General features: G+C 48.1%; 8 protein-coding genes. All 8 read left to right on the top strand.

Annotated features, from left to right (window positions below; all coding sequences use genetic code 11):
• The first annotated feature begins 88 nt into the window (after positions 1-88).
• The 8 genes from CRN95_RS01885 (at position 89) to CRN95_RS01850 (ending at position 16,417) form a co-directional block, all read left to right on the top strand.
• Positions 89-2,713, top strand: coding sequence for a carbohydrate-binding protein (locus CRN95_RS01885; RefSeq protein ID WP_097019957.1), 2,625 nt, complete (start codon positions 89-91; stop codon positions 2,711-2,713).
• Between the two features lie 65 nt (positions 2,714-2,778).
• Positions 2,779-4,632, top strand: a complete 1,854-nt coding sequence (locus tag CRN95_RS01880) for a GDSL-type esterase/lipase family protein (protein WP_235002814.1) — start codon at positions 2,779-2,781, stop codon at positions 4,630-4,632.
• Between the two features lie 113 nt (positions 4,633-4,745).
• Entirely contained in the window at positions 4,746-6,494 is a 1,749-nt protein-coding gene (locus CRN95_RS01875) for a GDSL-type esterase/lipase family protein (protein WP_097019955.1), read from the top strand.
• Between the two features lie 483 nt (positions 6,495-6,977).
• Positions 6,978-7,919, top strand: a complete 942-nt coding sequence (locus CRN95_RS01870; protein ID WP_097019954.1) for a TIGR02147 family protein — start codon at positions 6,978-6,980, stop codon at positions 7,917-7,919.
• Positions 7,909-9,603: a polysaccharide lyase family 1 protein gene (locus tag CRN95_RS01865; protein ID WP_159462255.1), complete on the top strand. Its 1,695-nt coding sequence runs from the start codon at positions 7,909-7,911 to the stop codon at positions 9,601-9,603. Before CRN95_RS01870 ends, CRN95_RS01865 begins: the two co-directional genes overlap by 11 nt.
• A 226-nt stretch (positions 9,604-9,829) precedes the next feature.
• Entirely contained in the window at positions 9,830-11,113 is a 1,284-nt protein-coding gene (gene glyA / locus CRN95_RS01860; RefSeq protein WP_097019952.1) for a serine hydroxymethyltransferase, read from the top strand.
• A gap of 476 nt (positions 11,114-11,589) precedes the next feature.
• Positions 11,590-12,408, top strand: coding sequence for a fibrobacter succinogenes major paralogous domain-containing protein (locus CRN95_RS01855; protein WP_097019951.1), 819 nt, complete (start codon positions 11,590-11,592; stop codon positions 12,406-12,408).
• A 409-nt stretch (positions 12,409-12,817) separates the two neighbouring features.
• On the top strand, positions 12,818-16,417 hold the full coding sequence (locus tag CRN95_RS01850) for a fibro-slime domain-containing protein (protein WP_097019950.1): 3,600 nt from the start codon (positions 12,818-12,820) through the stop codon (positions 16,415-16,417).
• Positions 16,418-16,504 lie beyond the last annotated feature (87 nt).

Raw genomic sequence — 16,504 nt, 5'->3', positions numbered from 1 at the left:
GTATAATAAAAAATGTGGACTTTTTATTGAAAAGAGATTATATTTGAAAGAAACAAGAGTTTGGTTTTACACCGTTAGGAGCGTTGTTATGGGATCCAATCGTAATTTCAAGTCTATTCTTGTAAGTTCTGCGCTTGCTGCAGGGCTTGCTGTTCCATCTTTTGCTGCGCCGCGTCAGATGGAAAACTTGACGCGCGGCCTTGTCGCGTCAAACGTGGGCAAGGGAATGCTTGTCAGTTGGCGCTTGTTGGGCACCGACGACCCGGCGACGGAATTTGTCCTCTATCGTGATGGAAAGAAGATTGCCTCGGTTGGTAAGTCTGCCGGCACGAGCTACCTTGATGCTGCGGGCGCAACGACCTCCAAGTACACGGTGGCTGCCGTTGTCGATGGTAAAGAACAGTCCCAGATTGGTCTGTCTCTCGTTTTGGATAAGACGGTCTCGAACAGCGGAAATTCCTTCCCCTACAAGACGATTAAACTTGAAGTTCCTGCTGCTCAGACGATGCCGAACGGTGAAAAGTGCACTTACGTTCCGAACGATATGAGTACTGCCGACCTCGATGGCGACGGCGAATACGAATTGATTTTGAAGTGGGATCCGTCTAACGCACACGATAACTCGCAAACGGGTTATACGGGTACGGTGTTTATCGATGCCTACAAGCTCGACGGCAAGCGCCTGTGGCGCATTGACCTTGGCAAGAACATCCGTGCGGGTGCTCATTATACGCAGTTCCAGGTCTTTGACTACGATGGCGACGGCAAGGCGGAAATGATTGTGAAGACCGCCGACGGTACAATCGACGGAACAGGCAAGGCGATTGGCGACAAGTCCAAGGATTACCGTGACGGCAACGGCCTTGTGCTCAAGGGACCGGAATACTTGACCGTTTTCCGCGGTGCTGATGGCGCTGCGGTTTCGACGATTGATTTTGTGCCTAGTCGAGACATCAACCAGCATGTGAAGGGCAAGGATGGCAAGGGCTACTGGGGCGACAACTACGGTAACCGTTGCGAACGCTACCTGGCTGCGACAGGCTACTTGGATGGCGTCCATCCGAGTGCAATTTTTGCACGTGGTTATTACACGTCTGCTTATGTGGTTGCGTATGATTTTGATGGCAAAACATTGAAGCAACGCTGGTACCACAAGTCTGAAGACCCGGGCAAGGGTCTCTATGGCGAAGGAAACCACAGTCTTCAGGCGGCTGACCTTGATGGCGACGGCTATGATGAGGTATTCTTCGGTGCTGCAGCCTTGAACCATGATGGTACTTTGCGCTACCGCACTGGTCTTGGCCATGGCGACGCTCACCATATCGGTGATTTGGATCCGGACCATCCGGGGCTTGAATCCTGGGACGTACACGAACATAAGGATGCTAAGTACACTGATGAATTACGTGCCCATGATGGTACGATTATCTGGGGAACGGCTCAGCCGAACCCTGGCGTAGATAACGGACGCGGCATGGCTGCTGACGTAGATTCTACCCATCGCGGTTACGAGATGTGGTCTAGCAAGGGTGGTGGAATGAAAACCGCTAAGGGTAAGCTCATTGGAACGCCTGCAGTGTCTCAGAATTTCCGTATTTATTTTGACGGTGATGAATACGATGAGCTTTTGGACGGTGCTTTTGTAACAAAGTTTAACTCCATCGACAAGAAGTCCGAAACTTATTTTGACGGTCCGGCCGCGCTTGGTGTAACGGGTTGCAATGGCACCAAGAATACTCCGAGCCTTATTGCAGACTTGTTTGGTGACTGGCGTGAAGAACTCGTTGTGCGCTCTGAAAAGGATCCGACGACGATTTATATCATTGCCACTCCGGTTACAAGCCCGCATCGCGTCTATACCTTGATGCACGACGCCACGTACCGTACTGCGGTTGCCTCCGAAAATACGGCCTACAACCAGCCGCCGCATGTGGGCTACTACATGCCGGACATGGTCAAGTCTCTCAAGCAGCCGGATATTTATGTCGTTGGCGAAAGTGTTGAAGTCCCGGTTGATACGACTCCTGTCGTGAACGATGGCGAGTCCATCTTGGATGCCTCGAAGCCGAAGGAAGGTGCTGGCTGGACCGAAAAGGATAACGAAGGTTACCTCAAAAATGGCTATTACAACTTCGAAAATACGCTTGCTAGCTATGCCATCTGGGAAATCTTCTCGCAGAAAGAAGCCAAGACAACGCTTACGATCCGCTTTGCAAATGGCGGAACGAGCGGCCGTAACATGGCCCTCACTATGAACGGTAAGTCCGTGGGAACTGTAAGTTTCCCGGCTACAGGCTGGACGACGTATAAAGAAGCGAATATTGATGTGACGCTGAAGGCAGGTGTGAATACGCTTAAGCTCTCTTCGATGACAAGTGATGGTGGCCCAAATATCGACTTGTTTACGTTCGGTATTGATGACGTGGAACTTTATGATGGTACGCAGAAAACGACGATTGCGGCTTCTCAGACGTTTATGCCGAATGTGTATAATCCGGTGACGGGTATCCTCAAGACTCGCGAGGCTGGCCTTGCTGAAATCTATGCCTTTGATGTGACAGGTAAGCTCGTTGGCGGAATCTCCCGCAATGTGACTGCCGGAACGTCTAAGGTGATGTTTGACCGCGAAATGCTCCCGCGTGGTGCTTACATGATGGTTGTGAAATTGAACGGTCGCGTGATTTCGAAGAGCTTGCGTAAGGCCGCAAAATAACTTGTGTGCTTCCGGGAGTTGCTCTCGGAAGCTTTTGGGATTTTTTAAGAGGTTTTCAGATGGGTATGTTTTCTAAGTTTTGGCAGGGCGTTGTTGCGACTTCGATGATTGCGGCTCCACTTGCAATGGCTAAGGTTACAATTTATATGCTTGGCGATTCCACCATGCAGGACTGGGCTGATGGTTATTATCCCAAACAGGGCCAGGGCCAGGATTTTCATTACTGGTTCGATGTAAACAAGGCGGCAGTGGTGAACCGTGGACAGGGCGGCATGTCGCTTGGTGGCGGCGGTAAGGACAAAAAGGGTAACACCGCGGTCGGCTATTACGACATGTTCTTTAAGAAGGGCTGCTCCAATGGTGGTTGCATTGCGGACAAGTTGCAGGCTGGCGACTATGTCGTTGTCCAGTTCGGTATTAACGATGTGAACTACAGCACGGAAGACTTCTTTGCCTCCAACATGAAAAAGCTTGTGAGCGATGTCAGGGCGAAAGGCGCTTATCCGATTATCATGAGCCCGATTCGTCGCTTGTACTATGATTCTCCAACGCAGATCCATAACAGCTATCGTGGCTACCCGGCTCTTAACCAGAGCCTTGCAACGGAATTGAACGTTCCGTTTATCGATATGAGCGAAATGGTCGCGAACTACATGATTTCTGTGGGCGAACGTTATTCGGCTCAGTTTATCTTCAACTATGCTACAAAATCTGAATATAGCAACTTGGGCAGTGACCAGACGGACCAGGTGCATTTACAGATGAACGGTGCGAATGCCTTTGGACGTATCATTACAGAACAGATGCGCGCCCACAAGGATCCGATTGTGAAAAAACTTGGCGATTACATGGCGCCTATGTACCAGGTAGATGTCAAGGTGAGCCCGGAAGGCGCTGCCGAAGCGACTTCTCTTAGCGCTTACTACCCGAAGGGCATGACGGTTATGCTCAAGACAATTCCGAAGTCCGGCAAAAAGTTCTTGGGCTGGTATGATGGTAACGGCAACAAGGTCGGCGCCCCGAGCCGCTCCAATGTAAAGTCTCCGTACATCCACACGTTTGTCATGGGTTCTGCATCGACTCAGTTCACTGCAGTGTATGAAGGCGGTACCGCTCAGAAGTACACGGGCGATGGCAAGGCTTTGACCGCATTCCCGACAACGACTCCGAAGAGCCTTGACGATGTGACGTTTGAACCGTTCACGCCGATTGATGGCAGTGAAGAAACAGAAACCAAGGTGGATAAGGATATCAAGAAATTCTTTGACGCAAGTAAGCCGGATACTGCAGGAATTGGCTGGACCCAAACGGAATGGACTGGCTATATTGGCGATGGCTATTTCAACTTGGATAACACGAACGTGTCGTTTGCAAGTTACAAGGTGAAGTTCCCCGGTGCAGGCTACGTGACGCTTGCTGTGCGTTACGCCAATGGCGGTTCTACAGACCGTATGTTCAATGCCTACCTTGACCACGACTACTATTTGAGCGCCCCTCCGACAGGTGGCTGGGACAAGTGGGATACCGCTTACGTTGTGATGGATGCGCCGCAGGGCGAAGCCGAACTCAAGTTTATGTCGGTGACTTCTGATGGTGCTCCGAACCTTGATGCGTTTGGCTTTAACCTAGATGGTGTCTGCCGTGTTGGTGTGGATTGCAAGGATGCTAAGGATTCAATTACGACATCGCTGCAAGGTATCAAGATGGCGGCTAGAGCAAAGCTCCTTGGCGATAAGCTTTTGCTTCCGGAACGTGCTGACATAAGCGTGTTCGATATGAGCGGAAGTCTTGTCGTGCGTAAGGCTGTTTTGGCGGGCGAGGTGGATATGTTTTCTCTCGTGCGTACAAACGGAGTTTACCGCGTTGTCGTTCGCCAGGGTCGTGAAAAGCTTGTTGCGACTTGGGCAAAGGTAAGGTAGTGTTTTTTGTCATCCCCGCGTAGGCGGGGATCACCTTTCAAAATACAAGATGGAGATGCTCGACTGTCATCCCGGACTTGTTCCGGGACGGGCATGACAATAAAGGAATTACTATGAATAAGTTTATAAAATTCTTTTTTGCTGCCGCTGTTTTCACAGGTGTCGCTGTAAGCGATTCCACCAGTTTTTCGATTTACGTGGTGGGCGATTCGACCGTGCAGACGTATAAGGATAACGTCTATCCGCAAACGGGCTGGGGCCAGGTGCTTGGGCATTTCTTTGACGCCTCCCGTGTGAAAGTCCTTAACTATGCAATCGGTGGCCGTAGCTCTAGAACGTTTATCGAAGAAGGCCGCTTGGACGAGGTCAAGGGAAAGCTCCAAAAGGGCGACTACCTCTTTGTGCAATTTGGCCATAATGACCGCGACTATTCAAAGGCCGCGCGTTATGTGGAGCCGTCGAAGTTCTCTGGATTCATCCAACAGTATGTCGATGCTGGCAAGGGCAAGGGCGCCAATGTCGTCCTCGTCTCTCCGATGAACTTGAACGGTAGCCGCAACGTGTTCTCGACGGGCTCTAACAACTACGATGCCCGCGGCATGATGCAGACGGTTGCCAAGAACAACAAGATTCCGTTTGTCGATTTGAACATGAAGTCGTACAACACGTATAACAATACGTACAAAGGTATGGGCGATTATGTGACCCGCTATCTCTACAAAAAGCTGGAAAAGGGTGAATACCCGAATTTCCCTGATGGAGTGAACGATGGTACGACGCACTTCCAGGAAATGGGCTCGATGGGCCACGCCCAGATGATTTGCGAAGAGCTTGCAGATAATCTCAAGTCCAACACGAACCTCTCTGCCGATGCAAAGGCTGCGCTTACGACGCTTGTGTCTGCAATTAAGAAGCGTTATACCATCAAGGTCAAGACGAACCTCTCGAATTACAACGGCCTCATTACGCAGACGCAGTATTTCCCGGCGGGTTCCCCGATGACGCTCCGCGTGACGCCAAACGGCCAGACGTTTGAAAAGTGGGTCGATGATGACTGCAACGAAGTTTCGAAGAACATGATTTATTATGGCTTCAAGACGAAGGCCCGTGACATCACATACACGGCGATGTTCAAGGGCGGTGCCGCTTGCACGCCGATTTCTCATGCTTCGGAAGATTCTTACGAAGAAGGTCCTGGTGGCGGTTCTAGCAGTTCAAGCGGTGAAGTGGAAGTCAAGGAACTTGACGAAGCTCTGTGCTCGCTCAAGGCTGGTACGGACGCTTGGCCGTCAGTGATTGACATGGCGGAACCTGAATTTGGAGATGGCTGGACTGAAAAGAATCATGAAGGCTATACTGGCGGCGGTTTCTTCAATCTTGATAATTCTGCCTACAGCAAGGCCACGTACATGGTGACTTCGGACCAGTCTGCAGAAAAGGCACGTGTGATGATCCGCTATTCGTTTTCGGGAAGCGCTAATCGCGATATGAAGGTTACGGTAGATAATGGCACCTACGATGTGACATTCAAGTCCACCGGAAGCTGGGACAAGTGGGATACGGTCTATATCGACAACGTCTGGGTGGATGCCTTGGACTTCAAAGTGATTTTACAGTCGGCGACGGCAGATGGCGGCCCGAATATCGACATGATTGCGTTTGATATGAAGGATGTTTATCGTACCGGTTGCAAGGCTGTTCGCGAGAAGAATAAGCAGACTACAGCGCTTGTTGGCAAAAAGCTTGCTGCGCAACCGCGTACAAAAGGCTTTACGGTCAATGCGCTTGGCCAAAAAGTGCAAAATGTTCGCAATCAGTCGGATTTGCGAAACCTCCCCAAAGGCAACTACTTCCGCTATTAAAAACGAAAATTCCATTTTTAGTTGGATATTACGTGAATATCTTCAAAATAAGCTTGATATTCACGTAAAATTTTGATGTTGTATGTAGTTAAAATCCGCTTGAATGCGGATTTTTGCTTTAAAATGAAAAATTTTGAGCTTTTAAAGCTTAAAACACTGTCTAAAAGGTGGCAAAAGATACTTTTTGCTGAATTTTTAATAAGTTTGTCTGAATTTTTACGTGAGAAAATCTGATAATTCGATATTTTTCACGTAAAAAATGAACTTTTTTAGATTTTTCAAAAAAATAACACATTTTTTTTATAACATAATGTGGACATAAAATTTGCAAAACTGTGGACAATAATGTATATTACTATTAGTAACTCTTTCTGATAAAAGGAGATGTCCGTCTGTCATCCCGGACGAGTTCCGGGACGGGCATGACAATCACAAGTTCAGACCTCAAAGGGGCGAAGCCCCGACCTCATAGTTTATAGCCTAATGATCAATATTTTTGAATATCTGAATTACCGCGATTTTTTGAAAGACGCCTACGAAGAGCGCCATGCAAGTGATTGGCGTTTTAGCCATCGTTTTATTGCCGAAAAAGCGGGCTTCGATTCATCGATGTTCAATAAGATCTTGCAGGGCAAGCGAAACCTGACCGACCGCATTGTCGAAGTTTTTGCGTCTATCTTTTGCAGTGACGAACGCGAAAAAGCGTACTTTGCAAACATGGTTGCTTTTAACCAGGCTAAAACGCATACCGAAAGCCGTCAATTCCTGGAAAAGCTTGTCGCATCCAAGGAATGCAAGGTGGAAAACTTGGCGAAGGACCAGTTTGAATATTTTGACCATTGGTACCATGCTGTCGTTCGTGAACTTGTGACTTTTTACCCGTATGTGGGTGACGATGCCGCCTTGGGCCTTATGGTGCGCCCGCCGATTTCTGCAAGCCAGGTAAAGTCTTCGATTGCGCTTTTGGAACGCTTGTCGATGATCAAGAAAAACGAGCAAACAGGATTTTATGAACAAACGCAAGGTCTTGTTTCGAGTGGCTTTGAATCGTACAATACGGCGGTGAACGCTTACATCCAACAGAATCTGGACGTGGCGCAGACGGCGATGGACCGTTTTGATCGTAGTGAGCGCAATCTTTCGACGCTCGCATTTGGTTGTGACGAAACGACTTATAAAGAGCTTGTCGAAATGGTGCGCAGGTTCCGTCGCGAAGTGCTTGCTAAAGTAGGTGCGTGTCAAAAGCCGAATCGCGTTTTCCAGCTCGGCATGCAACTTTTCCCGCTTTCGGACCCGTATCCGCCACCGCAGAGGCGTGGGCGCAAACGCCGCATTCGCGGTGCCGAAATACAGAATGCTTCTCGTGAAATTGCGGATGAATCTCGCGAACCTGCCGAAGTTCAAGGGGGCAATCATGAAAACTAGTAGGATGACGGTTGCTCAAATGCGCTTGCTTGCTTGGCTTGGAGTTTTTGCGTTGGCTTTGACGGCGTGCACCGAAAGAAACGTTGCTGGTGGCACCGAAGCCGAATCAACTATTGCTTTGTATGTTCAAATGGCTGATGGAACGCCTGCATCTACAGCGCGTGTTCGTATTTTGCCGGACAATTACCTTTCTAGCGGCCCTGCGGAAGAAGCTTGGAATGAAACCAATGAGGATGGGCACGTTTCATTCGAAGTCCGCAATGGTCGCTATACCATTGAAGCTCGCAATGTGAGCGAAACGGAAGCCACGGGTGCTGTGCATTCTATAGCGCTTGATGCCAAGGCCGATTCCAAGGTTGATACCATCAAGTTGGGCGAACTAACGTCTATTGAAGGCTATGTAGTCCTTGGTGAATCGCCTGTTGTCCGCGTGGCGGGTCTTGACCGTTACGTTGTTCCTGATAGTACAGGGCATTTTGTAATTGACTCGCTTCCGCAGGGGAGTTTCGATGTGCAAATTGGCGACCCGGAGGAAGTCCATTCGACGACGGTCCAATCCAATGCAGGGGATACTTTGTTTGTTGACGGCTCCGATGTGGCTTCGGACATCAAGGTCGTAAAGCCTGAAATCGCAACAGCAACAGAATATCCCGAGAGCGACTGGAGTGCTCATGAAGCCTTGCTCAAACAAATTCAAGGCTATGCAGTTCGAACGCTTGGTGCTACTGGAAAAACCGATAGCACGGGGAAAATTGAGAAAGTGGAAGGCGAAGTTTGCATTGTCACGACAACTGAAGATTTAATTGATGTTGTCGACTCTTCAAAGGTGGATTCGTTGGGAAATTACGGAACTAAGGTCGCCTTGTCCCAGGGCTCTTTCCGTGAATGCGCTGAGAAGGATAATCCAGTCTGGATTCTCTTTGAAAAAGATGGAACGTACAATTTGCGTTCGCCATTGCGCATAAAGTCTGATAAAACTGTGGATGGTCGTGGGCGCGATATTCGCATTACCGGTATGGGAATTTTGACTCAGGAATCCTCAAATCTCATTTTCGAGAATTTGACCTTTACCGCACCGGCAATTACGGCACGGGATACGACGAGCCGCCGTGCGCTCTCGATCCACAACCGCACGCACCATGTCTGGGTGGACCATTGCACGTTTGAAGAGTATCCGCTAATCTTGGTTGATGTCAAGCGAGGCTCGAATGCGGTCACGCTCTCGTGGAACCGTTTTGAAAATGCACAGTCCGGCATTTTATTTGGGCTTGAACCGGACATTTTCATCGATTCTGCGCAGACATTGACTTTGCACCACAATTATTTCTCAAATTTGGAACTTCGCGGTGTGCTTGCTCGTCATGGTAAAATTCATGCCTATAACAATTTCATCTACGATGTGGGGGATGCTGGAATGGAATGCTCGGATTCGGCGTCTTGTTACATTGAAGGTAATGTTTACAATAACAATGTGCCTGTTCGGGACTATCGCCTGAAAAACGAAGATGGCTCGCCGGATGAATCAACAAGAGGCTTTGCCTACGTGGTGGATAACTGGTATGGCCGGGATGGGGAAAACAGTCCGCAAGAGAAAAGCGTTCTAAAACCCGATTACCAGGCACGTGTTGAAAAATCTGGCGTTGAACTTGCCGTCCGTGTCAGGAATGAATCCGGTCCCCGGTAGAATCTTGCTAAGCCGGGCGTTACGGGCTGGCCCCGGAACAAGTCCGGGGCAGGCTCTAAGCCCGTAGAGGGGGTGGTGAGTAACAACGTGCGAACCAGGGGGATACATCCCCCTTCCATAAAAAGACTGCACTTTGCGCTAGTTTTAAGAAAAATCTCTCGTCTCTCGTCCCTCGTCTCTCGTCTAAAAAAGCTATATTTTGGACGCGAACTTTAAAGGAGCTATAATGCTTAAATCTACACTGCAACAGACCGATCCGGAAATCTACAACATCATTCAGGAAGAAGCCGAACGCCAGGAATATGGCATCGAGCTCATCGCTTCTGAAAACTACACCTCCAAGGCAGTCATGGAAGCTATGGGTTCCGTGCTGACCAACAAGTACAGCGAAGGCTACGTTGGCAAGCGCTACTATGGTGGTAACGAAGTGATCGACAAGATGGAAGCTCTGGCCATCGACCGTTGCAAGAAGCTCTTTGGTTGTGACCACGTGAACATCCAGCCGCTGTCCGGTTCTCCGGCCAACGCTGCCGTGTACTTCGCCGTCCTCAAACCGGGCGACAAGGTCCTCGGCCTCAAACTCGACCACGGTGGACACCTTTCTCACGGTCATCCGGTGAACTTCTCCGGTATGCTCTACAACTTCGTGCAGTACGAAGTCGATAAGGAAACTGGTCGCATCGACATGGACAAGGTCCGCGAAATTGCTCTCCGCGAAAAGCCGAAGATGATCCTCGCTGGTTTCTCTGCTTACAGCCGTAACCTCGACTGGAAGCGCTTCAAGGAAATCGCAGACGAAGTTGGCGCTCTCACGATGGCTGACATTTCTCACATTGCTGGCCTCATCGCCGGTAAGGCAATCGAATCTCCGGTGCCGTACTTCGACATCGTGACCACCACGACTCACAAGACTCTCCGTGGCCCGCGTTCCGCTATCATCATGTGCAAGGACCGCACGATCCAGAAGATGGTGAAGGGCGAACTCAAGGAAGTTTCTTTGGCCAAGGAAATCGACAAGGGCGTGTTCCCGGGCATGCAGGGTGGTCCGCATGACCACATCAACGCCGGTAAGGCCGTTGCATTCCTCGAAGCTCTGCAGCCGGAATTCCAGACCTACGCGAAGAACGTCATCAAGAACGCTCAGGCTATGTGCGCCGAAATGCAGAAGCTCGGTTACAAGGTCATCAGCGATGGCACCGACAACCACCTCATCGTTGTCGATATGACTTCTAAGGGCGTTTCCGGTAAGGAAGCTGAAGTTGCCATGGAAAAGGTCGGCATCTCCTGCAGCCGTTCCACGATTCCGTTCGATCCGCGCAAGCCGATGGACCCGTCCGGTGTTCGTCTCGGTACTGCTGCTATCACGACCCGTGGCTTCGACGAAGAAGACACCCGCGAAGTGGCTCGCATTATCGACCGTGCAATCCAGGCTAAGGACGACGAAGCCGCTCTCGCCAAGATTCGCGAAGACATCGTCGCTCTCTGCAAGAAGCACCCGCTTTACAAATAAGACTGCTCGGCTCTTATGCAAGGCGGGGACTCCGTCTTCGCCTCGCTACCACCTAAAGGTGGCCATGTCCACATAAGTGCTAAAGCACTAAGTGGCCAAAGGTCGCCAACACGCCTCGTTAAATAAATCCAAGCCGAATACAGCAGAAACAAGCTTGCTTGTTTCTATTGTTGAGGCGCCGGTTTATGCGATGAAATCGCAATACGAGGCGTTTGTTGCTCACGGAGTAAAATGTAGCGGGGTGAACGCTCTGCGCATTACGTCATCCTGAGCGAAGCCGTAAGGCGGAGTCGAAGGATCCAGTGAATTCTGCCCTCGGTTAAAACCGAGGGCTTTTTTTGACGCCTACGGCGTCCGCTACTGCGTTCGGTCATATCGGCAAACAAGTTTGCTGCTGCGACACTCACTGGCAGGCTATTGTGTTTTTTTAATAGCTTGTTTTGTATATTGCGGACAAAAAAAATAGGTCCGTTGCAATGCTTGCTTATCCTCTTGTTTTGTCATTCACGTTGTTTTTCTTTGCCGCATGCAGTGAAAACACCTCGTCCGTGGACTTGGATGAGGAAACTAGCGCTTCTCTTTCGTCTTCTTTTGCAAAACAGGAAAAGTCTAGTAGTAGCTCTGCAAAATCAAGCAGTTCAGTAAAAGCTTTGTCTAGTGTTTCCGCTAAAAAGGTTGACGATGGTTGTGTTTTTGATTCTTTATCGAATACGGTCAAAGATTTGCGTGATGGGCAAACGTACAAAACGGTGAAAATTGGTAATCAGGTTTGGATGGTGGAAAACCTCAACTACAAAACGGTAGATAGTTTTTGCTATAACGATAATGAGAATAATTGCTCTAAATACGGAAGACTTTATACTTGGCCGGCTGCAATGGATAGTGTTGGCGTATTCAGTGAAAATGGCAAGAACTGCGGTTTTAGCAAGAAATGCTCACTGACATATCCAGTGCGAGGAATTTGCTTTAACGGATGGCATATTCCCGATGCTAAGGAGTGGAATACGCTGTTTGCTATGGCAGATTCAATAGGAACAAAACTCAAGTCTACATCTGATTGGAATCGTAGCAACGGAAATGGTACGGATGTATTCGGTTTTTCGGCACTACCTGCGGGTTTTAGGGACTTTCTTGGTGATTACTATGGTGAAAAATCCGAAACGTATTATTGGTGTTCTACAGAACGAGATTGGTATAAAGCTTATTATGTAGGGCTGCAAAGTTACGAAGGTATCAATGCAAAGTTGGGGTACGAAAAGGATTTTGCCATTTCTGTCCGTTGCATTAAAGACTAAACTCTCATTTTGTCAATGATTTGTCTAGTGTAAAGACATATGTGTTCGCTGGCCCAATCATGACGGTTCCTTGGAATGGTCATCCGGGCGCGGCCAAACTTGTTTGGACATGACCGAGACCAGCATTTAACGCCGTTGGCGTTCGTGGCTGCGGTTATGCCATATCTGAATACAAGTATTCAGTTGCGTCATAACCTTGCACACTATTGGTACTTGAACGAAGTGAATGTACAAGTAGACAGTGGTTAGGAATTGCTGCAGGACACTGCTGTTGTCATTCTGGAGCCACGCAGTGGCGATAGAATCCAAACAAGTGTTGTCTGTAGAGGACACTTTGCAAAGCTCGCCCTTTTTTTGTGTGATTTTGTACGCTTCCCGTTTTAGATTTATCTCCAAAAAAGGTGTCGGGATGTTGAAAAAATATGTGTTAGGGCTGTTTCTAGGCATTACGGCTGCTTTTGCAAGCGGCCAACAAAAAACAATTGCTTTCTTTACTCCGTGGTCGAATACGAATGCTGTCCTTTATATGGGCGGCGATTCTGTAGCCACCATGACTTCGCTTGAAAATTACTGCGGGTGGTTCAAGGCTACGGTAGATGCCCCTGAAAGCGATTTCAAGGTTTACTTTAAACAGACCGTCGGATTTAATTATGTCGGCGCCGAAGGCTTGGTCTCGACGGAACCGACTATGGCGACTGGAATTGCGCTTGATTCTGTGGCGGCCCTTTCGGATACGATTTGGGTTCAAGGCTACAAGACGGATGTGCCCGCGCTATTTTCGAAATATCCTGGCGTTCTTGGCGATTGCCCGCTAAAGAAAATTCCTGTGACTGTTTACGACTGGCTTCATGGAACTAAGGGCGATGGAGACGGTAGCGGTAAAAATGGCGACCCGGCAAACGGTGTGAGCGCTGATTTTGGGTCGGGTGGATGCTCTGGCAAATCGAAGGCTGTGACGGGCATGGTCGAATACAATCTCGGTCCAAACGGCGTTCCTGTTCGTGCAAATCCGTTCCCGGAAAACTGCAAGATTACGGATCATTTGGATAGCTGGTTCTTGCCACAGGTTATCGGCATGGATACTGCGGGTAACGAGTACACCAATATGACTTGCCGCGACCTTTATGTTTCTTTGGACGATGATGGATTTTGGCTTGCAGAAGTGTCGAAAGACCGCATATCGGAAGGCAACGAAAAGAATTCAGATGGCATGTTCCTACTGGATGATTTTGAATATCTCGATGATGCAAAGACCGTTCCGAATCCTTATTTTGACCAACTTAAGGGAACAAAAATCGGCAAGCATAATTTTGGCTATACTGCAAAAATTCAGGCGACCTTTGAATATGTTCCAGGGCAGTATTTTGATTTTTATGGAGACGATGACGTTTGGGTGTTTATTGATAATCGATTGGCTGTAGATATCGGTGGCCAGCACGCCCAAGTGGCGGGTGCCGTGGATCTCGATACGATTGGTCAAAATACTGGGAACAAGCTTGTTCCTGGAAAGACTTATGATTTCCACATCTTTTACGTTGAACGCCATACGGGTTCCTCGAATTTCCGCATGCGCACCTCCATTGACTTGCATGTGGATGCGTCGATTTTCTTGACGTCTGATAATCGCGATGAAGGAAAGCGTTTTGAAATTTGGCAAATCAATAAGAAAAATAAGCTGTCTTGCAATTACGATGCAAATTCAACGGAACTGGATACGATTGGAGGCGTCTCTACGTTTACGCTCACCGGCGGAAATCTTGCAGAACCTGAAATTCTTGATGTCGGAACGCATTACGAAGGCATCGTAATTACAAGCGATTCGACATTCTACATTGACTCGGCGGCGATTGTGTCGAATGTTGCCCTTGCTCCTGGTCATTACTTCTTGGAAATTACGTTGAAGGCAGATCCCAGCCAAAAGACTAAAGTTGAAATTACGGTTCCCTCTTATGCGGTGCCAAGCGTTGCTTTTATGAAGACGGATTGGACTATTCTCGGGAAAAATGTTTCTGGCGATACGGCGCAAATTGGCGAATGGGCGTATGCGACCTATCAAGTGAATATTGCCTTCTTTGAAGAATGGGCGAAGGTCAACAATTACAATCGAAAGATAAATCTATCATTCTCCGATGTGAATATTGATGTTTTGGATACTGTGGACGGAAATAAAATCAATGCTGTGAATTTGGATGCAAATGGAAAAGCAACATTCTTTGTCCGTGCTAATGCGCCTGTGTCGGGCGTGACGCTTACGGCGAAGGGTGCTGCTGCAGGTGTGTCCGTGTGGACGGACCTTGTGTTTGCGGCTCCGCCGGTTCCCCGCGTGTCAAATGCCATTGCGATTGACCGAAACGGTGATGGTCGTGCTGATAGTTTGTATGTGCATTTTGATAAATCTCTCAAGCAAAAGAGCAAACTCGATTCTATCCAGTTTACTTTTGGGGAATCGTTTAATACGACCTCCAAGTTTACGATTGTCAATGAAAATGATATTGTAATTACGGCTGAAAACTTGACTCCGCAAAATTGCTCTGGGGATGTGTGCGGCTTTGGAAGCAAGGTTTTTACAGGGGGCACCTCGGACGTTTATGTCGGAAGTTTAAACAATTGGTTTACCTATGAAGACAAAGGAAAGACTGGTCGCTTCTATATGGAAAATGAACCCATTGCTGATGGGGTCGGGCCTGTTATTCTTACGGCTGTAAAATCAAAAAATAATAGTGGAAATGTAATGCTCTTGCTTACTTTCAGCGAAACCGTGTCCGATGAATCCAAAAAGAATTTTGTACAAATGTTCGATTTCCTCTGTGTACGTTCAGGAGAAAATCGTACTCCTGAAAATCCGATGCTGCAAGGAGGGGCTGATAAAACCATGTTGCTCATTTACGGGGCGACTGCAAAAGATGCGGTGCTCCCGACTAGTGGTGATCGCGTTCGTTTTACCGTTGATGGAATTGTTACAGACCTTGCACAAAATAAGGCCCATAAAGAGAACCCTTGGGTTGTCATAGCCGGGGATCAGGAACTTTCTCTTGAAAGTCCCAATGTGGTACTGATTGGCGAAGATCCTTATGATATCATCAAGAAGGATTCCGTTACACAGGCTCTGCTTATTCCTAACACAGCGCAGAATGCTCAGGAAATAGGGGATTCTCTTGGCGTTCAGGGAAGTCTTGTCGATTTCGATGTCTCGAAAATTATGATTGAACAGACTCAGACTGCAGTGAATCATCTTGATGCGTTTATTGAATCTCGAATTGATAATACGGTCCACTACGACACCACCGTTACAAGCATCAGCGAAGAAGAAGCTCTTGTGCAACTTTTTAACGACATCCGTACCGTAGTTGTGGATACGTCTTACGGGTTTAGCGAAGAAACGGTCAACGGGATTTTAGACGGAGCTATAAACGAGGGTAATTATAAATTAATAGTTCGACCGGAAGACCAGGCGCTTATCGCGACGATGGTCGAAGCGAATGTTGATGCGAGCCGCGATACCACCATTGCGATAGATGAAATTTTATCTGTAACGCAGGCAGACTTGTTCGATGCAATTCGACAAGGAAAAATGGATAGAGAACTTTTGCAAGCCGGTGTAAGCCAAGAACTGATTGATGCCATAAAAAATGGCGATGTAAATGAATTCAATATCGGTGAATATCGCAGTGGCGAAAAAACTGTAATTTCGGGTGATGATGTTGAACTTTATTACCATACGCGGTATTTCAGTCACTTGGGAGAATTTGTTGGAGATTATTCCAGTTCAATTAAATGTTCGGATCGTGATTTATATGGAGAAGAAGGTTGCTTAAAAACCAAGGGAAGAATTTTCCTAGCTTGGAATATGCGCTCTAATAATGGCCGTTTAGTGGGCACCGGAGTTTATATCGAACGCCTTGAAATCAAGGTTATCGTGAACGGGAAAAAAAATATACACCAGGTTCGGGATAAATTGATGGGCGTACGCCGTAAAGGTGGCGCGTTGTCTCATAAAAATAGTCTTTGAAATTGAAGCATATACAACACCCACAGACTCCAAATGCGCAGACTCGAAAGAGCCTGCGTTTTGCAATTCAGGGTGCTTTTAGCATTT

The organism is Fibrobacter sp. UWB16, assembly GCF_900215325.1.
GTDB lineage: Bacteria > Fibrobacterota > Fibrobacteria > Fibrobacterales > Fibrobacteraceae > Fibrobacter.
This window is presented reverse-complemented; position numbering and strand designations above follow the sequence as displayed.